At 31.1% G+C, this 20,523-nt stretch carries 23 protein-coding genes; 4 read left to right on the forward strand and 19 right to left on the reverse strand.

Annotated features, from left to right (window positions below):
• Window positions 1–50 precede the first annotated feature (50 nt).
• From ACFVRR_RS11815 to ACFVRR_RS11835, 5 genes are all read right to left on the reverse strand, one after another.
• Entirely contained in the window at window positions 51–377 is a 327-nt protein-coding gene (locus ACFVRR_RS11815; protein WP_387328462.1) for an antibiotic biosynthesis monooxygenase family protein, read from the reverse strand.
• A 110-nt stretch (window positions 378–487) separates the two neighbouring features.
• A complete protein-coding gene (locus ACFVRR_RS11820; RefSeq protein WP_387328464.1) occupies window positions 488–625 on the reverse strand; it encodes a hypothetical protein in 138 nt (45 codons plus the stop codon).
• A 117-nt stretch (window positions 626–742) separates the two neighbouring features.
• Window positions 743–1,906, reverse strand: coding sequence for an MFS transporter (locus tag ACFVRR_RS11825; protein WP_387328466.1), 1,164 nt, complete (start codon window positions 1,904–1,906; stop codon window positions 743–745).
• A gap of 123 nt (window positions 1,907–2,029) precedes the next feature.
• The gene (locus ACFVRR_RS11830; RefSeq protein ID WP_387328469.1) at window positions 2,030–2,401 is read right to left on the reverse strand and encodes an ArsR/SmtB family transcription factor; all 372 of its coding nucleotides are present in this window, start codon (window positions 2,399–2,401) and stop codon (window positions 2,030–2,032) included.
• The gene (locus tag ACFVRR_RS11835) at window positions 2,401–2,826 is read right to left on the reverse strand and encodes an SRPBCC family protein (protein WP_387328471.1); all 426 of its coding nucleotides are present in this window, start codon (window positions 2,824–2,826) and stop codon (window positions 2,401–2,403) included. Before ACFVRR_RS11835 ends, ACFVRR_RS11830 begins: the two co-directional genes overlap by 1 nt.
• Window positions 2,827–3,227: 401 nt before the next feature.
• On the opposite strand from ACFVRR_RS11835, the gene ACFVRR_RS11840 reads away from it, so the two are divergent.
• On the forward strand, window positions 3,228–5,327 hold the full coding sequence (locus tag ACFVRR_RS11840; RefSeq protein WP_387328473.1) for a TerD family protein: 2,100 nt from the start codon (window positions 3,228–3,230) through the stop codon (window positions 5,325–5,327).
• Between the two features lie 39 nt (window positions 5,328–5,366).
• Here ACFVRR_RS11840 and ACFVRR_RS11845 read toward each other — a convergent pair whose 3' ends face one another.
• The 6 genes from ACFVRR_RS11845 to ACFVRR_RS11870 all read right to left on the reverse strand — a co-directional run bounded on the left by ACFVRR_RS11845 (window position 5,367) and on the right by ACFVRR_RS11870 (window position 11,486).
• Complete coding sequence (locus ACFVRR_RS11845) at window positions 5,367–5,840, reverse strand: GNAT family N-acetyltransferase (protein ID WP_387328476.1); 474 nt, start codon at window positions 5,838–5,840, stop codon at window positions 5,367–5,369.
• A 127-nt stretch (window positions 5,841–5,967) separates the two neighbouring features.
• Window positions 5,968–6,258: a hypothetical protein gene (locus ACFVRR_RS11850; RefSeq protein ID WP_387328478.1), complete on the reverse strand. Its 291-nt coding sequence runs from the start codon at window positions 6,256–6,258 to the stop codon at window positions 5,968–5,970.
• A 433-nt stretch (window positions 6,259–6,691) separates the two neighbouring features.
• Window positions 6,692–7,888 carry a CapA family protein gene (locus ACFVRR_RS11855; RefSeq protein WP_387328481.1) on the reverse strand — a complete coding sequence of 399 codons (1,197 nt, stop codon included), beginning with the start codon at window positions 7,886–7,888 and terminating at the stop codon, window positions 6,692–6,694.
• Window positions 7,889–8,216: 328 nt separating this feature from the next.
• Window positions 8,217–9,254 (reverse strand): hypothetical protein, encoded by a 1,038-nt coding sequence (locus ACFVRR_RS11860; RefSeq protein ID WP_387328484.1) that lies wholly within the window; start codon window positions 9,252–9,254, stop codon window positions 8,217–8,219.
• 88 nt (window positions 9,255–9,342) lie between these two features.
• Window positions 9,343–10,800, reverse strand: coding sequence for a sensor histidine kinase (locus ACFVRR_RS11865; RefSeq protein WP_387328486.1), 1,458 nt, complete (start codon window positions 10,798–10,800; stop codon window positions 9,343–9,345).
• On the reverse strand, window positions 10,797–11,486 hold the full coding sequence (locus tag ACFVRR_RS11870; RefSeq protein WP_387328488.1) for a response regulator transcription factor: 690 nt from the start codon (window positions 11,484–11,486) through the stop codon (window positions 10,797–10,799). The genes ACFVRR_RS11865 and ACFVRR_RS11870 overlap by 4 nt, the downstream gene beginning before the upstream one ends.
• A gap of 534 nt (window positions 11,487–12,020) precedes the next feature.
• Between ACFVRR_RS11870 and ACFVRR_RS11875 the strand changes: the two genes are divergently transcribed.
• On the forward strand, window positions 12,021–12,353 hold the full coding sequence (locus ACFVRR_RS11875; protein WP_387328490.1) for a hypothetical protein: 333 nt from the start codon (window positions 12,021–12,023) through the stop codon (window positions 12,351–12,353).
• A gap of 51 nt (window positions 12,354–12,404) precedes the next feature.
• Here ACFVRR_RS11875 and ACFVRR_RS11880 read toward each other — a convergent pair whose 3' ends face one another.
• The gene (locus tag ACFVRR_RS11880) at window positions 12,405–13,250 is read right to left on the reverse strand and encodes a class I SAM-dependent methyltransferase (protein ID WP_387328492.1); all 846 of its coding nucleotides are present in this window, start codon (window positions 13,248–13,250) and stop codon (window positions 12,405–12,407) included.
• 52 nt (window positions 13,251–13,302) lie between these two features.
• Complete coding sequence (locus ACFVRR_RS11885; RefSeq protein ID WP_387328494.1) at window positions 13,303–14,022, reverse strand: toast rack family protein; 720 nt, start codon at window positions 14,020–14,022, stop codon at window positions 13,303–13,305.
• Between the two features lie 290 nt (window positions 14,023–14,312).
• Here ACFVRR_RS11885 and ACFVRR_RS11890 point away from each other — a divergent pair, with 290 nt between their 5' ends.
• Window positions 14,313–15,755, forward strand: a complete 1,443-nt coding sequence (locus ACFVRR_RS11890) for a flavin monoamine oxidase family protein (protein ID WP_387328496.1) — start codon at window positions 14,313–14,315, stop codon at window positions 15,753–15,755.
• 103 nt (window positions 15,756–15,858) lie between these two features.
• On the opposite strand, the gene ACFVRR_RS11895 is transcribed toward ACFVRR_RS11890, so the two are convergent.
• The 4 genes from ACFVRR_RS11895 to ACFVRR_RS11910 form a co-directional block, all read right to left on the reverse strand.
• Window positions 15,859–16,362: a GNAT family N-acetyltransferase gene (locus tag ACFVRR_RS11895; protein ID WP_387328499.1), complete on the reverse strand. Its 504-nt coding sequence runs from the start codon at window positions 16,360–16,362 to the stop codon at window positions 15,859–15,861.
• Between the two features lie 23 nt (window positions 16,363–16,385).
• Window positions 16,386–16,955: a nucleotidyltransferase domain-containing protein gene (locus tag ACFVRR_RS11900; RefSeq protein ID WP_387328502.1), complete on the reverse strand. Its 570-nt coding sequence runs from the start codon at window positions 16,953–16,955 to the stop codon at window positions 16,386–16,388.
• 61 nt (window positions 16,956–17,016) lie between these two features.
• The gene (locus ACFVRR_RS11905) at window positions 17,017–17,280 is read right to left on the reverse strand and encodes a hypothetical protein (protein ID WP_387328504.1); all 264 of its coding nucleotides are present in this window, start codon (window positions 17,278–17,280) and stop codon (window positions 17,017–17,019) included.
• Between the two features lies 1 nt (window position 17,281).
• Entirely contained in the window at window positions 17,282–18,532 is a 1,251-nt protein-coding gene (locus ACFVRR_RS11910) for a helix-turn-helix domain-containing protein (protein ID WP_387328506.1), read from the reverse strand.
• 439 nt (window positions 18,533–18,971) lie between these two features.
• On the opposite strand from ACFVRR_RS11910, the gene ACFVRR_RS11915 reads away from it, so the two are divergent.
• Window positions 18,972–19,469, forward strand: coding sequence for a hypothetical protein (locus ACFVRR_RS11915; RefSeq protein ID WP_387328508.1), 498 nt, complete (start codon window positions 18,972–18,974; stop codon window positions 19,467–19,469).
• 234 nt (window positions 19,470–19,703) lie between these two features.
• Here the strand turns inward: ACFVRR_RS11915 and ACFVRR_RS11920 are convergent, their stop codons facing one another.
• On the reverse strand, window positions 19,704–20,165 hold the full coding sequence (locus tag ACFVRR_RS11920; protein WP_387328510.1) for a hypothetical protein: 462 nt from the start codon (window positions 20,163–20,165) through the stop codon (window positions 19,704–19,706).
• Window positions 20,166–20,204: 39 nt separating this feature from the next.
• Window positions 20,205–20,492, reverse strand: coding sequence for a hypothetical protein (locus ACFVRR_RS11925; protein ID WP_387328512.1), 288 nt, complete (start codon window positions 20,490–20,492; stop codon window positions 20,205–20,207).
• Window positions 20,493–20,523 lie beyond the last annotated feature (31 nt).

Below are 20,523 nucleotides of genomic sequence, written 5' to 3' on the forward strand. Positions count from 1 at the left end.
AATTTACATATCGATCTTAGATCTGTTTTAAGTTAATCATTTATTTAATGCTACATATCAAAAAAATTATCCCTTTCAACTTTACACACTCTTAATGCAAAGGATTCATACCAGTCTTTTTTTCCACGTTCTTGAGCAACTTTATGAGCTGCATGCTCTTTCCATGCCTTAATTGCATCCAATGACTCCCAATACGAAACTGTTATCCCCATCTCTTGATCACGAGCGCTTTCCACTCCTAGGAATCCTTGTTGTCTCGATGCTAATTCAACCATTTTTTCAGACATCTTACTATACCCATTATCCCCATCAGTTCTCTTAGAACAAAAAATTACAGCATAATATGGAGGATTTGGCGTTTTTGCAAATGAACTCATTTTTCCCCCTCCTTCTTCTATTAATCATATTTGATGAAAGAGTTAAATAACATAGACAAATTCAAAAAATGTAAATAAAAAAGCGATACTCAATGTATCGCTTTCAAATATTACTCAAAAATATAAGGATTTCCACTTATGTTGTTTCTCATTTCTTCTGTTACTTGAAAATCCTCTTGTTGGTAATTTTGTTCTATTGTTTCTTCATTAATTCCGCTACCATCATAATGTACTGGTTTATTTTCCATTAAAATCACCTTCTAATTAATAATAGTTTTGTGCTATAAAACTTCATTATTAGAATATCCAATTCTGGAAAATAAATAATAAAAACGATGCAATAAAAAACGCATCGTTTCATTTTTTTATATTAATTTAGTCTCATTCACTTTATTTGTTAAAACAAAAGAATAAATCGCAGAAAGTAAAGCAAAAATAACAATAATTCCTCCTACAAATGCGTTCATTGTTACTGCATATTGAGTAATTAGAATCCCACCTAAACTTGAACCTAAAGCGATTCCTGTATGAGAAAATGAGTTATTTAATCCAACTTGAATATCAGCCGAATCTTTTGCCACCCTCGCTAGACTATCTTGAACTGCTGGACTAATTGACCAAGATACAGTTCCCCAAAGAACAACTATAATAAATAAACTAATAATCGAACTAGGAGCGAATGTTAAAGTTAAAATAGAAATAGCTAATAACCCTAAATTAAACACTAATGTTTTACTTCCACCAAATTTATCAGTAGACCAACCACCTAACCATCCACCTAAAATTCCTGCGATACCAAATACTAGTAAAACAATACTGATCATATTAGTAGATAATCCCATCGTTTTCATTAAGTATGGTGTAAAGTAAGTATAAATTGTAAAATGTCCTGTTAATTGTAAAAAAGAAATTAGTTGAATCGATAAAATACGTTTATTTTTTAGTGTTGCTACTTGTTTAATCAATGGGATTGTAGGCTGACCTTTAACTTTTGGTAAAAATTTATAAACCCCTAGCATAGCCAATAAGCTTAATAAACCGACTAAAACAAATGTCATTCTCCAACCGAAGTTTTCTCCAATTACTGTACCCAAAGGGACACCAAAAACTAGAGATGAACTGATCCCCATAAAAATAACGCCAATTGCTCTACCTCTTATTTCAGGCGAAACGATGTTTGTTGCGGTTGTTATTGAAACAACTATTACAACTGAGCAACTTGCTGCAAGTATAATACGTGCGATTAATAATACAGCGAAATTCGGACTAATAATGGAAAGAATATTTCCTAAGAAAAATACTGCTAATGCGATTAATAGTAATTTTTTACGTTCTATTTTTGAAGTGATCGCTATAAAAATAGGAGCCCCAAAAGCAAATACTACTGAAAAAATTGAAACTAGTTGACCAACCGCACCAACTGAAACATGTAAATCCCCTGCAATCATTGACAGTAAACCAGTAATAATAAACTCAACAGTTCCTGCTACAAATGTTGCAATAGCTAAAATATATATACTTTTATGCATTGCTTAACTCCTCAAGTATGATCCTATTCATTCAAAAATTTTTTGCCACATTAGTTTATTATATAGATATAACTAAAAATGTCTATGCAAAAAAAACGAACCCACTTTAGATTCGTTTTGAAATTACTCTTCATTATTGTCTATATTTGATTTAACTAGTTTTATACTTTGATCTTCTTTATTTTCAACTAGATGTTGTAATATGGATAATTTATTTGCCCAAAATTGCTCGTAATATGATAACCATTGTTTAATCTCTAAAAATGCTTCTGGTTGTAGTTTATATCTTTTTTCTCTGCCAACTTTTCTTCCACTAATTAATTCAGCTTCTGAAAGGATATGGAGATGTTTTGCAATTGCTGTTCGACTCATTGGAAAATTACTTGATATCTCTGAAATCGGCAATTCATTATTAGCTAATAATTTAAGTACTTCTCTTCTAGTAGGATCGGCGATCGCTTGAAATACGTCATATTTTTGTGCAGAACTGGACACTAGTTTTCAACAACCTTTTTAAGCTTCTGAACAATACCAGTCCAACCACCATTCATATTGTCGCGTACTATACCACTTTTTTGGTTTGGTTTTGGAAGAATTTCATCAGCAGTTTTCCATCCACTATGGATTAACGTAAATTCAGTTTGCTCCCCTAAATCTTTTAAATTAAATGATACTACCCATCCATCAACATCCCAAGTAAATGATACTCGATTTGGTTCATCAATTTCTAAAACTTTACAAGGTGATGGACCGAATGGACCTTGCAAATGAAACTCGTGACCTACGACTGGTTTAAAATCATTTGGCATGAACCATGCAGATATACCTTCCGATGTTGATACGACCTCCCAGACTTTTTGAATAGGTGCATTATATATAAGAGTTTGTTTAATATCTTCAACTTGGTTTTGTACGCCCATTTCAATCCTTCTTTCTAGTTAATATAAAACCTTTTGGTTATATTTTAAATTATATACAACCGTTTGGTTTCATGTCAAATTTAATTTTACGTACTTATTTTTTCCTCGAATAATTAAATTATTATAAATCGAAAAAATACCTTACATTAATCAACAAGACTATGTTATTTGTTGCAAAACGCTTTCATACATACTAAACTAATAAAACAGGCTATGACTCAGCTTCCTTCTACATTCACTGATTAGAGCGTCTAGCGGGTCTCTTTCCTGTATTCCTTATCAGAATTGATAAGGTTACGAGGCTATATTGAATCTTCCTTCTATTAGGTTTGTACTCTAAGTACTTTTTCTAGATTCAATAATTTCCTCGTTTTTTTTATTATAAAATTTGGAGGCTATACATGAATCAAACAAACATCCTTTTCCGAAGAAAAAATTCCCTCTATATCGAAAAACAAGAAAACAACCTCCCAAAACCATTACTTGCAACAGCCTTGAAGCAACTAGAAGCGTTCGGTTATACTTTTTCACTTGAGCTTATTGAAATTTTACAAACATGGAACGATCAAGAATTTATAGCTTGGTTTATAGATTTCAAGGGAACGATTACGAATGAATTAGGCTATAATGTTGACCATATTCCTTTTTACAAAAACTTTCCTAATGACGTAATGAAAATTGATGAAGCGGAATTATATATCAATAGCTTATTGTATTATATATTTGATGTTCAGCCTCTTACTCTAATTCAAAAACGACCACCGCTTAGAAATAAAAAAAATCTAAAAATAATTAATCTTGCAAAACAAGATGATCTAATTCAAATTATTAAAAGATTAATTGATAGTACTGGTTCTTTTAAAGCCCAAGACATTGAGGATATTCAATTTGTACTCCTAGCTCAAAATAAACCATTAAACTTACTTCCAGAACTATTTTTATCAAAAGAAAAAATGGTTCTAGTCCTAAAACTTTTGTATCAATCTAAAAAAATAAGTGAAAATGAAATCGGAAATTATTTAAAAACGGCAACAGATATTTTACGCTTTTGTGTTTCATTAAGTGATGGAGATCCTTCTTTAAGCATGAATACTAAATTTAAATCATTTAGTAGAAAAGAGCGTAAATTCGTACTTTCATTATTAAATGAAATCCCTCATGCAATTGAAGAAATGGTTAAAAGACGAAACGTATGGATAAGAATTGGAGAAAAACTACATCCTGGTGAATATTCAAAGCGTTTTCCTCATGCTGAAAATTTATTCAATATCCTTAGAAACGAAAAACAAGTAAGTACATACCAAAGTAAAATTACTAAATACTTAAGTGAAAAGAATCTCACTAATTTAACAAGTGAATTAATAAAACGTCCTGGTGAGTTTGCTAGAAAACTAGATTTTGTTTTACGTTCATTTACTGAAGAAAATGATCAGCAATATATTGTTTCACAGTTTTCAAACGTTTGTAAGGATGTTTCAACTCCGGTTTTATTGAGTCTATGGAATCATTTTAATAAACGTAATGATGAGAGAAGAATTCGCTCTTTTTTTCCTAAAGGAAATATTGCGAAACTCTATGCAATTGAAAATAAAATAACAAAACTTAGCGAAGTTATAATTGATGCTGTTTTAAATCTTATTAAAAAAACTTTGTCCGTTCGTTTTTCTGTTAAAGAATCTCTTGGCAAAGTATGGATCGATGAGTCCTATCGAAACTTTACATTACCTACTGGATTGCGTTCGGCAAGTAAGTCACTTAGAACAATACCTCGAGGTTCAACTATTCCAATTGGTGAAGGTGATATTATTAGATTCTTTCTTTATTGGAAAGAAGGAGATGTAAATGGAGTACATACAGGAAATGTTGATATTGATTTAAGTGCAGTATTTTACGATGATAATTTTAATTATATAAGTGATATCTCTTACTATGAGCTAAAAAGTAAACAGCTTAAATGTTATCACAGTGGTGATTTCACAAGTGCTCCTAAAGGGGCTAGTGAGTTCATAGACTGCCATATTCCTACATTTAAAAATAATGGGATTCGTTATGTTGTATTAAGTGTAAATAGTTTTTCAGATCATTCATTTTGTAATTTACCTAGTTGTTTTGCTGGATGGATGCTAAGAGATGATTTCAAGTCTGGCAAGGTCTTTGAGCCTAGTACTGTAATGGATCGCTTCGATCTAGCAAATGATCAAAAAATAAGTATTCCACTAATTTTTGATACTTTTGAACAGAAAGTTATTTGGTGTGATTTAGGTTTACAAGACAATATTGAATACTATAACAACGCAAAAAGTAATTCGAATAGTTTAGCAATACTAACTGAAGCTATGACTGAAAAGAATAGTATTTCTCTTTATGAACTATTAGAGTTACATGCTGTTGCCCGTGGCGAGCTTGTTACGAATATAGATGAAGCAGATACAGTATTTTCATTCACTGAAGAAGTTACGCCATACCGTTATGATTTAATAGTAAGTGAGTTTATGAGCTAAAGTTATCCCCCAGACAGTTAAATAAAATCTGGGGGATATTTAGTTTCCTCTTACCATCGTTATAAATCCAGCACGCTCAGTACAAAACTCGTTTTCCTCTTTAAATCCAAAATTTTCATAAAGTCTAATTGCTCTTTTATTAAACTTAGCAACTGTTAATCTGAGTGTAAAAAGATTAGTCGTTTCATGAATTCTTTCAAGAATAAACTTGAAAAATTCACTCCCAAATCCTTTCCCTGTTAGATCTGGTCTAACTCCTAATCCAATATCAACCATCCTTTTTTCATATACACCAAACTCGTTCCCTTTTGGTACTTGAGCTGACTGACCAATACAATAAAAGCCAATTAAGTTCTCATTTTGGTCAATAACTGCTAAATACTGATTATTTACTAGTTCATCTAGTCCTTCTTGAGACAATTCATTATTATAGAAATCGTAAGGGGGAGCATAGCTCCAATTAAGAATATCTGTAGCGTAAGACTCTGTCATATGACTAATGTATAATTCCATGATATCTCCTCATCTTTCTCCTTGTTAAAACTTCAAAAATAAAAAGCATTACTCATTTAAAATAGAGTAATGCTAGATTTAAATTAAAGTCTATCTAAACTTAACTACCTAATCGACCATAATAAATTTACGAAACTAACCTATTTCTAACAAAGAAGAATACTCCGATATTAATTAATAAAATTCCAAAAAATGCAGCTAATAATAACTGAATACCCAAAAGCAGGCTTGCATTATCACTAGAATTAAGGATCCACCAAATACTCGCAATGCCTAAGATGAATAGGTTAATATTAAATGCAATCGACATTGTAGCTAAAACATTGTGTGTTTTATTTTGCATTTTAACCTCTACCCACACAGATAAAATCAAGGATACGAAAATAATACTAAGGAATTCAATAAACTGTAGATTCATTTCTTATTCCTCCTAAATTTTATTTGGCAATCCACTTACTATTAGGTTATTCTTTTGATTCGTTATAAAAAAAGAAAATCCTTCCAAAAATAGCATTATCCTATTAAATAAGGACTTGTACCTATAACTTTTGATCTGAAAAATCATGGTTTACTAAAAAAACAATCTTTTATCGGATTGCTTACGCTGTTGAAAAATAACCTAGTCAATTAAGACGAACATCAACGTTTTATAATAATCATTTGAAACTGTTTTTCTTAAAAATTACTCTTAAGTATTTTTAACTGCTCAAACAAATTAACAGTTAAAATTATATTTAGATCCTAAAAAAATGAATTATATTATCAATAAGATTCTCTTAATATATGTTTGACCATTTTATATTTCAGCACACAAAAAGCAATCCTTTTAAGGATTGCTCTCTTTTATCTGTTTATTTTTCATATTGAGTCCAACTAGAACCATGAATCTTATTTGAAACATCGATTATTTTTTTCTTAACTCTTTGTTCTTCAGAGCCTTTTAAAAATAATGGTTGATAATTGTTTCGGCTAGAAACTGAAGAAATTGAAAATGGTACAACTTTTATTTCTTTTTGATTTGTGAGTACTCCATTATTTAGATGAAAAGTTTGTTGGAAAACAAATGTATCTTTATCTTTAGGATTTTTATTTCCTCCGAACATAAAATTCCCTAAACTATATACGATAAATTTCCCTTTATACTCTTCAATTCCTTGAACAACATGTGGGTGATGGCCAACTATTAAATCCGCTCCATGGTCGATTGCATAATGGGCTAAATTCTTTTGAGTACTATTCGGTACATAGTCTCGCTCGATTCCCCAATGGAAATGGATTAGAATAATTTTCACGCCACTTTTTCTTAAATTTTGTATATCATTATTAATTTTAATCCTTAATTCAGGTGAATCATTCCAGCCTTCATAACCTAGTGCAGCAACCTTAACATCTTTAATCGTTGTTACATATTGGTCATTATAGCCAAAATAACCAATCTTTTCTTTTTTCAAATTGTTAATCGTATCTTCAAAACCTTTTTGCATATAATCATGACTATGATTGTTAGCTAAATTGACTGCTTCAATACCACTTAAAGTTAATATTTTTACATAAGAAGGGTTCCCTTTAAAGCGAAATGTTTTAGTTGCTCTTATTTTTGCATTTGTTAACGTCGTTTCTAAATTAACAGTAGATAAATCATCTTGTTTAAAGATATTATTTAGCCCTTTTGTAAAATAAGCTAATCCATTTTTATTTGCTTCTGCTGGAAAAGAATTAATATATTGAAAATCCTCATCTGATCCAAGTGTAAAATCGCCAGCTGCGCTAATTTTTATAGTCGTTTCTATGTTTTCTTTTTTTGCCGTATTGTTATTTTCTGGCTTTTGAACTGGTGGCTTTATAGCTGGCTTTTTAATCGATTTTGGTTTATCTACTACTTTATTTTTAGTCGTCTCGTTTTTTACTAAATTGCTTTCTTCATAAACTTTCTTATAAACAAAATAACTAAATCCTGATATACACCCAAATAGAACTAATATCATAATCCATATAAATATTTTTTTACTATTTCTTTTTTCAGTATCTTTATCCTTCCGACTCCTCATATGTTTTTATTTCTCCTTTTTATATCTTTGCTAGAAATATATTTTCGATTATTAGTGAAATAAAAAATTCTATTTCTTTTTAGTACGGATGCCTGAACCTCCCCTACCACATTTAGACAAAGATTTTCGCTCAAAATATTGATAAAGAATACTCGTCGACTGACGAGACTAAGCGAAGGCAGAGACGTAGTTGAACTTATACTTTATTCCTAAAATTAGTTACCACGCCTTAATACGACTCCTCGCAGCTAATTTATACTTACCTCAAGAGAAAAAAGAGAAAGTGAACTTTTCCCCTCACTTTCTATAGAAGAAACTATTTTGTTTCTTAATTTTTCAACGTTAATACATATGCCACAAATTCATTTTGATTTTCTTTTAACATCACTTTAGAAACCAATATTTTTTTACCGGATGGACTCCAAGTAATTGGCCCAGCAATCTCGTCTAAATCAGTCGATAATTGTGTTATCTTTCTAGATTTGACATCGATCACGAATAATCCTCTTTCACCCTTATCTTCCGAAATGACGGAAAAAGCTAATGTTTTAGAGTTTGGCGACCAACCTGCACCGAAAATTTGAGTTCCCGTAGCTAAAGATACGGTTTTTCTTCCATTTTCATCGGTAATGAACAACTCTCTTTTCGTGGCTGCAATTTTTCTAACAATAGCGAATTGCTTTTGATTTGGTGATGGAATAACCCATTCAACTTTTTGCTCGTTGTATTTTTTTCTTATTAAATTAACTTTATCAGAGTTAGCATCAATCTTATTTACTTGACCATTTAGATCAGCCGAATACATTTGCTGAAATATTGTTGAATAAATGATTGTCTGTTTGTCGATCCATCGTCCTTCTGTCGCAAATGCATAAATAGTATCAGGCTCTGACACTTTAACCTTCCCAGTTCCGTCAGAATTTATAATAAAACCTGTACCAGAATTTCCATCCTCTGTTTGTTTATAGAAAATATGCCTTTTATCAGGCGAAATAACGGCACCTACTTGATCATGCTCCTCGCTTGCTAATACTTTTGATTTGTTTGTGTTTAGATCATATGAGAATAAATTAATGTGATAAGTATAATCTCCATTATCTGTCATTACTGATTTTGGTAATTTTGTATTTTTTTGTTCAGTTAAAATTGTATGATCATCCAACCAATCCGTCCCACGAATACCCTCATAACGATCTATTTTCTCAAGGGCTAACTCGTTTGTTACAACCTCTTCATTCCCTGTTAATACGGTAATTTTTTTATGTTTTTTTTCAATTACTATATCTTCATTTTGACTTTGACATCCAGATATTAATAGTATTGTACTAACTAGAAAAAATACTTTAACCATGTACTTTTTAAACATCACATCACCTTCCTATATTCTTACAAATTTTATGATACGTTTAGAATGTTTCTATTTTTAACATATCATGTTTCCAATTTGTAAACTTTTACTTCGCTAGCGGAAATGTAATGATAAAATTTGATCCGCTACCTTCTATCGATTCAACATGAATCGTACCATTTTGCTTTTCAATTAAATCCTTAGTTAAAGCAAGCCCTAAACCTGATCCACCAGATTGACGAGAACGATCTTTATTTACGGTAAAAAATGGTTCAAATATTTTATCCACTAATTCCGACGAAATACCGATACCCGTATCTGATATATTAATAACTAAACGATTATTTAGGGTCCTATTCGAAACGTTTATCTCACCATTTGTTTTATTATATTTAATAGCGTTATCTAATAAATTCATAATGATTAATGTAAAGCTTTCTTTATCAATAAGAATCGTTGCATGTTCAAAATTTGTACGGATCGATAAACCAAACTTAGTCATTTTCCCTTTCATTCTTAAACAGATATCTTCTAAAAGGGAATATACATCAACTTTTTCTTTTACAATTTCAAAGTCATATTTCTCAAGTTCTGCTAGCTTTAATATTTTTTCAACCATATCGTAAAGACGAAGTGATTCTTTTCCTATATTACTAATTGCTTCTTCTAATAATTTTGGATCATCCGAATACATGTCTAATAAATCAATATAAGCCCTAATTACAGTCAGTGGGGTTTTAAACTCATGTGTAATCGATCCGATAAACTGCTTTTGTTGTTTTTCTAAAACTTTAAGCTTTTCAACAGCTAATTGCAGATTTTCTTTTTCTTGTTGAATGCCTTTTATATTATTTTGAATTTCATTACTCATATAGAAAATTGCTTGGCTTAAATAACCCAATTCATCTTTTCGACTTAAAGTAGAACGGTCTGGATAGTTTCCTAATTGAATTTCCTCCGTTACTTTTCTAAGTTTTAAAATGCTCATAACAAGAGAATTAAAAAAGAAATAACCAATAATAAAACTAAGAATTGTAGTAATTAAACCAATTTTAATAAACAGGTTAATTGTATTATCATAAAACTTCTGATTATTAATTAATGAATAATCGAACTGAACAACCCCAAATTGATTATTCTCATTATAAACTGGTGCAAAATAAGATAATGTTTCACCGCTCTCCTGATATGCAATCTTACCTTTTAACGCATAACTTAAGGTATCTCCTACATCTCTTGTAGATTCTAAAGGAAGAGAATCTCCTACAACTTTTCCAGACATATTAAAAATTGTGACATGAAGACTACTAATAATCCCAATCTGTCTAGCAATTTCCCGACCATATCGTTTAAAAAAATCTTGAGGATTTTCTGATGTTTGACTTAAATAAACTTGCTTTACATATACATTTGCTAATTTACTTTGCCTAGCAAGTGTTTCTTCAGTTTGTTTTTGCTGGTTTTGTTTGATTCCTTGTAAGACTAATATACTTAATACAATGACAGTTCCGATTAATAGCATCGCTAAAAATAAGCTCGACTTAACTTTAATACTCAGTTTCATTTATTTTCACTAGATATCTTGTATCCAACTCCAAAAACAGTTTGAATTAAATGTTGATAAGAATTTCCTAATTTTTTGCGTAAACGTTGGATATGAATATCGACCGTTCTCGTTCCTCCGATATACTCCATTCCCCACACTAAATCTAATAATTCATCTCTGCTAAAGATTCGATCCATATTTGAAATTAATAAAACAAGAAGGTCGAATTCTTTAGGGGTTAATTCTATATTTGTTCCATCAACTGTCACTTTTCTTTGAGCAGGAATTACTTGTAGCTTATTAATTGAAATGCTCTTTTTTTCATCAGGAGTTGATTGTTTTTTTAATCTTCGTAGTAAAGATCTAGTTCTAGCTAGTAATTCTCTAATATCAAACGGTTTTGTTATATAATCGTCTGCTCCAAACTCTAATCCTAAAACCCGATCAATAATATCATCCTTAGCTGTAAGTAAAATAATGCCAAGTCCTTCTTTATTCCCTATTTGTTTACATAAATCTAAGCCGTTCATTACAGGCATCATAATATCCGATATTAAAATATCTGGATTAAAACTTGGAATCTTATCTAATGCTTCTTTTCCATTAAATGCGTTTTCTACGATAAATCCTTCTCTACGAAATGCATAAGTTAATGGATCTACAATACTTTTTTCATCATCTACAATTAATACTTTTCCTTGCAATTACCTCACCTAAATTCATAATTTATGTTTTTATTTTTATTTACTTAAACTTTATTTTTGGCTTATTAATATTTTCCTTAGGAAAAATTATAGATGGCTCAGTACTGAATTACTAAACGTTTTTACTATAAATGCAAAAAATTTACAACTTGGAAACATCTTGTTCTTTTTTAACATAATCAGGATGCTATACTTTTCCTATGAATTGTTCTTTGATAAGTAGTTATATAAGGTTGAGTGGACAAATAAGACATAGTGCGAAAACCAAGCCCGTCACCCTTCCACTCGTAAAATAACTAAGGTAACGAAAGAACCTCCATTCGTTGGACATCTTCCGCAGGAACTGTGGGAAGTAACGCTCGTGGAGATGAGAGGTTGCTTTCGTCACGGAATCGAGAAGCCCCCACTTCAAGCGTTAACTAAGCTGTGGGAGTGGTTCACTTCTTTGTTCTGATCATTAATTAGTTTGGACAATATTCTAGTCCTTTAACTGACATCATACATTTAGTAATGAGTACAAATGGGAGGGATTCCATGGAAAGTTACCATATTCGAAATATGCAAGATCAGTGTAAAAAGTATAAACTCTGCCATGTTGTATTTCAAACTTCTGAAAGAGCTTTATTAGAAGGGATTTTATTAGATAACAATTCGAGTAGCGCGGACTTACTTGTCCCAGAGGACCTCGCCGCACCCGAATCGCGTTATTTTGAGGTAAGACAAAGTGGCGGCGAAACTTTTCGCCCTAGATACCGAATATATAAAAAGGTCACAGTACCACTTTCTTCAGTTGTAGCAATTTACTTGTATCCGTATTACTACCCAAGTTACCCCTATATTTATCAAAGAAATTATCATCCTCAATAGTAAAAAAAGCATCTAAAAAATAGATGCTTTTTCATTTTAGATTTTGAAGTTTTATTTCGCTACAAATGAAAATATCGATAAAGGTTTGATTTCATTGGAAGTAACAGACTCTTCTAACATTTTTATTTCTGAACGAATCAGTCCATTTAATTTACTAGGCAAATTCTCAATATCATTGAGTTCAATATCGATATCAGCTAAAGTCTTATTAATCTCCCATCTAGCATCCTGTAATTTTGGCGAGAATATAGATGTTTCATTCATTATGTTCCACCCTGAAGCTTCACAGATATTTTTTATATCACTTGGAGTAAAAAGGGTGCGAATGTTTGATTCACTATTTTGTTTTAATGACTCATACTGAGCCTGAATTAAAATAGATAATAAATGCGGGTACTGCTCAATTGAGCTAATTCTTGTATCCCATTCGGCAAAGCATAATTTTTTACCCCATTTTTTAATCTTTTTTAAGACAGCAATAAATTCTTCATGTGATTTTAAGTACCAGGAACAGTGAGACATAACGATATAATCAAACTCATTTTCATGAAAATCTACAGTTGATGATAATATGTCAATTTCAAATTCCAGCTTTAATTGTTTACCTAAATTCGATTGTAATAGGAAGTCTGCTGAATCTCCTAATGAAATTGGACTTCCGTATGCTCGTGGGCCAATATCGATTCCATGGACAAATCCATTTTCTCCGACAATATATGCTAAAACGGCAGTCGTATCTCCTTGACCACAGCCTATTTCTAATATTTTACTTCCCTTTTCTATATTCCAAAACTCAACTAATTTAAAACGATGTTCCGTTTGAATTCTTTGTATATCAGACATCCCCTTACCTGATGCCATACAATCAATAACTGATTCAACTGCATTTTTTAGCATTGAATTCCTCCCAAGCCGATTTAAGTTTTTTAAACCCATTTTTCTACTATTATTAATCTACTTTAAAGTTTACCTCCCCTACACCTAAATCCACGTTTATTGTTAATTTAACATCAGCTTTTTCGTACGCTTCATTAACATAAACACCATTTCCTTTCGAAATTAAATCGACTACATTTGCCTTGCCAATTTCCTTACTTAAATTGATCTTTACACCCACATCAGAAGGTAACACGATGGTCGTTTTCCCAACCCCTGTTTCAATATTTGCTTCGAAGCTTTTATTCCAGCTTCCACCTAAATTAACATTTAGCTCTCCGACTCCAGCCTCGATTTCTAAATCATTTAAATTCAATCCACGTAAATCAAGATTTGTTTTTGATGCGCCAGTATTAACATTTAAATCAATCGGAACTTTATTCGAAAGCTTCAAATTCCATTCATTCTTTAATTTACCAATTTTCACTTTTGGAAAATGCTTTTTAGATTGGTCAATTCTCACTTCTCCTGTGGAGTCTTTAAGCTTATATGATACATCTGGATTAAAATATTTATTGTTATATTCAATCGTTCCGTCTACCCAATTTTTTGTACCTTTTGAAACGTTCAGTACTCCAGCACCTAAATCTAAACTAACATCCAATTTTTTAGCTTGATCTTTATGAATAGAAACAGTTTCTTCTTTTACCTTTTCAACGTTAAAAATTGAACAACTAGCAAGAACGAATACCGAAGTAATCATTAATAAAGCAGAAATAATAATTTTTTTCATTTTTTAACCTCCAATTAAAAACTTCTAATAATCACATTTTATGGAAATTAAAAAATCTAGATAACATCCTACAGTATCAATCCGTCTACGACCAAAGTATGAAAGTAAATAAAGTACGAGATATCCATTAATAATTATTAGATTATTTGACAGCATTCTCCTTTAATTGTTTATTAAAAGATGAATAATTCCAATTGAAACTAGCTATTCCTTCAAATTCAAATCAATTTACATACCTTTTCTTGAATGCGAATAAAATGTAATGAAGGAATTGTAAAGGAGGAGAATATATGACAAGTTCTCCACTAACAACTGATCAAATGATTTCAATCATTCAAAACGGCCTTAGAAAAACCGAATCCACAAAAAATGTACTAATCGTAGGCGCTGGAATGGCCGGTTTGACGGCAGCTTCATTATTAAAGGATGCAGGACACCATGTCACAATTATTGAGGCAAATGATCGAATTGGAGGTCGTGCTTATACTTTACGTGCTCCGTTTACTGATGGGTTATATTTAAATGCTGGTCCATTACGAATACCAAATGTACATCATTTAACTTTAGAGTATATTAGAAAATTCAATTTGCCAGTAAATGAATTTATTAATGAAACCCAAAACGATATCATTTATGCAAATGGAATAAAAACGAATCAAGCTAATTATAAAAGCAATCCCGACATATTAAATTATCCAGTAGCACCAAACGAAAAAGGAAAAACTTCAGATGAATTATTGGATCAAGCATTGCAGCCATTTATCAATTTTATTACTCAAAATCCATTAACTAATTGGGAAATAGTCGAAAAAAGGTATGGTAATATTTCATTTGGTTCTTTTTTAAATTCGTACTTTTCCATCGGTGCAGTTGATATGATTGGGGTGCTACTTGATTTTGAAGCATTTATGGGAATGTCCTTTTTAGAGGTATTAAGGGACCAGATTGATTTTAAATCAGCAACGAAATTTTATGAAATAACCGGAGGAATGGATTTATTACCAAAAGCGTTTCTTCCTCAATTAAAGGATAATATACTATTAAATCAAAAAATGACTAAAATTATTCAAAATGGTAATTCCCTAACAATCCAAACAACTGACAATAATACCGCAAACCAATACATTATGAACGCAGACCTTGCCATCATAGCTATACCATTTTCACGTTTAAGATTTGTGGAAATTGAACCATTCCATTCGATTTCTTATTACAAGCGAAAAGCAATTCGCGAAATAAACTACATGTCAGCAACAAAAATTGGCATTGAGTTTAAAAGTAGATTTTGGGAGAAATATGGTCAATTCGGCGGTATGTCTACAACCGATTTGCCAACTAGACTCTCACTCTATCCTAGTACGGGGATTGGCACCACTGGTCCAGCAGTTGTGAATGCAAGCTATACCTGGGCAGATGAGGCGCTAACATTGAGTGCCTTAACTGAAGAAGAGCGCATTCATTATGCTTTACGGGACTTGTCTAAGATTTGGGGCAACCAAGTTTATTCTGAATTTGTAACTGGAACGTCCTTTAGCTGGAGTCAAAATCCATTTTCTGTTGGTGCCTTTACATTTTTTGAACCGGGGCAAGAGGAAGAACTGAATTCTTATATAAGCAGTCCTGAGGGAAGGTTACACTTTGCAGGTGAGCATACTTCTCGGTCACATGCTTGGATACAGGGAGCTATTGAATCTGGGATAAGGTCTGCTAATGAAGTTAATAGCATATACTAAACTACTTAAAAGTAAGAAAGACCGGGTAATCACTGCCCGGTCCGCTTTAAGGTCTGTTCAACTTGCCCAAACAAAACCTAAATTCAACAATTAAAAGCTATTATTATTGAATAATACCATCTGGCCTAAATCGACACATCATAATTTCATCAACAAATCGACCATTTGCTTTAATATTCCCTTTCTTAACTCCCTCCACTTTAAACCCAAACTTTTCATATAACGCTTGTGCCTTAGGATTTGTCTCCAATACCCCTAGCTCTACTCTTTCTAGCATTAACCAGTGATCTGCCAAATCTAATACTTTCGTGAGCAATGCTTTTCCAATTCCTTTATTATGATGATTTCCATCAGTTGCGATAAATAAATCTCCTACATGAGACCTGCGACCTGTTCTTTGCACTAAACCAACTAACCCTACTACATCTCCATTACATTCTGCGACAAATTCAAATTCGTTTGCTTGTAAGTTTCTAATTCTATTTTCCATCATGTCCACTCGCATACTAGGTAAAAATATCATATAAGGAAAAACATTTTCTTGGGTGCATATACGATGAAGTGCCTTAGCATCATTTATTTCTACTGGTCTAATCAATACTTCCATCTATGCTCACTCCTACAACTTTTTTATATTAACTCTTCAAGCCATTCATGATTATGATGATGGATTAAGATTGATTCACGTAACCATGTTTTCTGTGAAAGGTTCAAATAATCTTTCACGTTTTTAAAGTCCTGATGATCCTTTTCTCTTGTATTTCTAACCTTATATAAAAGCACTATTTCTGGATTCAAGTAAGGAATCCCATCATTTGTAACACGATAAAATGAGTCAAGCTTACAAGTAATCGATTCATCCCTTCTAAACTTCCAATCATTTAACTCGATTTCATTTAATAAGACTTCTAATTCATCTTTTGTCTCATCATTTTTGCCATGTATTTCATGAATAGGTAGTTCTAAATATTCATTCTTCCAAGTTGATATTTCCCCTTTAATGACTTTATTAAACGTCCACTTATGTAAATATTCTTTAAGATAAAGTTGATCCTTACGCGCAATGGCGATTTCGATATCATGGTGATTTCTCGTTTGTTTTTCTAAGAAAAGGTCAATTGCCCATCCACCAGCTATATACCATCCTTTATTAAAATCCTTCATTCGTTCATAAATTTTATAACATTGTTCAAAAGACATAGCTTTCCTACCTCCTAATTAAAAAAGTACCACACAAAGAGTATGATACTTATTAATGTATTTATTTAGTTCTAATAAATAATAATTTTTCTACCTTAGGATGAATTGGCTCATCTGCATAAGAACGATTTGATCGATCATATGGTTGAAACCCATCATTTGTAGACTCACCTTGATCAATCTCATCCGAATAAAGTTGTGTTCCTGAATCACCTGAAACAATTGCGGTCTCCGAACCATTAGAAACTAAATTAGGACTGTAATTAATAGATAGTACAGTGAACAAACACAATATTGTTATTATGTTGAATTGTCTTTTCATCATGTTATTTCCTGCTTTCAATAATTTTTAATAGAGTGCTATTGTATTCTTTGTATAACATGTTTTGTTTTTCTAACGATTCGTGTTTTTCATAGTAATCTGCAACAACATCATAATATTTGATTAATTTTTCATGATCATTGGTTTGAACCCATAATGGCAAGCCAACTTCACGTAAATAGGTAACTAAATTTGCTTCGTCCTTTTTTGCCTCAAGTAATAAAACCTTCATTCGAATATAGGAAGCACTATTTTTATCCTTTATTTTAGAGAGATTCTTACATAACAACTCAGTAGCCGTCTCGTAATCATTTATGATCATCATATTATTCGCTATATTTGAAATGACTAAAAAGTATTCTTCAGTCCCCTCCTGTATATTAGATAAATAGTCTTGATAATACTTTATTGCTTTTTTATGTTTATGAGAATGATAGTATAAAAAGCCTAAATTATGTAAAGCACTCATATGTATTGTTTTATCACTTAATATAACAGAAGAATCTAGTATTTCAATTAGAAATTGCTCGGCTCGATCTAACAACTTGCTCTTAATTAATTGAAGTGAAAGTAACATTTTTGCATCAAGGATCCGTTTAATATTATTATTTTGTAGAAAAATAGGAATTGCTTTATTACAAAAATACATAGACAAGGAAGTCTGATTAATAAAGCTATATACTAAAGCTCTATAGAAGCAATATTCCTGGAAATCGATCTCGAGGTTTGGCGTAATTTCTTGTACTTCATCCATTACTAGAAGAGAGTCATTATATCTTTTTTCTTTTATGTAATATATTGATAGTGTAAACAAATATTTTATCGTTTCATATTGGGAAAATTTCTTCTTTTTTGCCTCAAGTTGTTTCAATTTTTTCTTTGCCATTTTAAGATTTTCAACAAAAATATAATATCTCCAAATTGTTATACAAAAATCATTTGATATATTAGTATAGTTTATACTTTCCTCTTTACCAATCAATTCTTCAAACAGTATTTTACTAGAATCATAGTCAGCTCGTTCGATTGCATTCCATAATCGTTTAAGTTGAACAGTCACTTCATCAATACTATCATTTTCATCTATTTCAACTCGCATCTTTCTTAAAAGTAATTCAATCGTTTCTATACCAGCCTCTTTTGTACCGTTTTCAATTTTACTTAAATGCGAAACAGAGCATATTCCTTCACATAATTTCTCCTGGGTCCACCCTAATTTTTTTCGATGATGAAAGATCATCATGCCATAATCCATAATAAAATCTCCTGTTCCCCTTTATTTAAAATAGCTATTTATATGATTAGAAACTATTAATTTCTTATATTAATATTTTTAATTTTCTCTTAATAATTAAATTTTATTAGATTTTCCGACACATTAATATACTTTTTCGATTTTTTTCAGACAAATTATATTCAAAAAATTTTCCCAATACAAAAAAATCAAACAGAATGGTATGATTTTAGTACAAGCAATTAAACGATACTAACGACTAATAACTTCATTAGTATTTTTTAAATGCACCCCCATTTAATAACCAGTTTAAAGCAAGATGTAAACATTACATCTTGCGATTTTTTTGATTAAACACATTTTTAATAAATAATTTAAATATAGTTTTCTAGCTATCAAGTAATTTAAAAAATTCAAGCTAGTAATCTTCCAAATTAATTTATACTCGTAGAGGTCCCATATGAAAAAAAAACCGCTCACTTTATATTTGGTAATTATTGGAATATCCATCATTATTATATTAACATTAAAACTATCTATTGAAAAAGAAAAACAGAAGAGATTGGACGATGAAGCATCTACAGAATTAATTATTGAACAAAATGTTCAAAATTCTGTAAGAAACTACATTACAGCTTTAAAGTGGAAAGATGTTGAGATTTATAACTCTGTTGTAGTAGATTCATTAAAAATCAGCAATCACTCTTACTACTTTACTAAGATAATGTCTAACGTACTTGATGCAAAATTCATCGGTGATAATTTATCTGTCATTCATTTAAGTAAGAAACATCATAAAACTACGGTACATATAAAATACGAAATAACATTTGTTGACGGGATAAAGCCTGAAGGAAATTATAAAAACGGTAGAAATAGATGTAATGTAACACTGGATCTTGTTAAATTAAAAAATAAATGGGTCATTTCAAGTATTTATGATTTAAAAGTTATTTAAATAAAATTACGTTCTTAATAAAGACCGTAATAAATGAAGAAAATCCACTAGGTGATAATTTTCCCTTGTGGTTTTTTATGTATTTAATCTTTTTTCCTACCTTACTCTATGCATTTTTGTCAAAAAATTTATACAAAAAAAGAGGTCTCAAAAGTACACTGACTTTGAGATCTCCTTTTTAAGTCATTTGTAGTTCTTCCCAAATCAATTAGCCTAATTACTAAAACAAACTGATTAAATTGTATCTAAATCTTTCAGCAACATCTCTTTACTTTCTTCAAACTTTACGTCTTTTACATATTCATACGCTTTAGTTTTAGCAGCTAAGCTTTCAGCAGACTGATTTAGTTTTGCATATGCTCTTGATAAAGCCTCATATGCATATGCTATATAAAATGGCTCTACCTCTTTTTCTAAACTAATCTTGATACATTTTTTTGCGTAATCTAAAGCCGCTTCTCCTTGCCCTATAACAGCGTACACTCGTGATAATTGCCAATATCCAATCGATATGTTTCTTGGTGTATGGCTCTCTACTTTTGTCCAATGCCAAAAAGAGCTATGACATAAATGAACCATTTCTTCTGTTTCACTATGAGATCTATTATCTAATTCAAGTAGATCCCACACTTTATTAAAACATGAAGCAGCAAGCTCCCTATGTGTGAAGCTATTTTGTTTAATCGTCTCTTCCATAAATTACTCCTCCATTTACCTCAAATCTAGGTATAATTTTTATTCACATACCGAGTTTGAGTCAGCATCACAGCTAACTTTGGTTTCAAAGCCTGTTGAACTATTTTTAATTTGAATAACTGCATTTCTTCGCTGCTCTTCTAACTTTAATCCTTTTTCGCCAACGGATTGTTCGTAATAGTTTATTTCTTGGTCTTGTCGCTCATCAGCATTAGCATTAAAGCTCATTAAAATACCTACTGGAGTTGCTAAAACTAACAAAAATACACCAATTCTAAGAGCCGCGTACTGAAATGCTTTGTACCCGTTTTTTAATAATTTATCCATATGTATAGATCTCCTCAAATTGAATATAATA

The sequence above is a fragment of the Gottfriedia sp. NPDC057948 genome (assembly GCF_042887255.1).
Lineage (GTDB): Bacteria > Bacillota > Bacilli > Bacillales > Bacillaceae_G > Gottfriedia.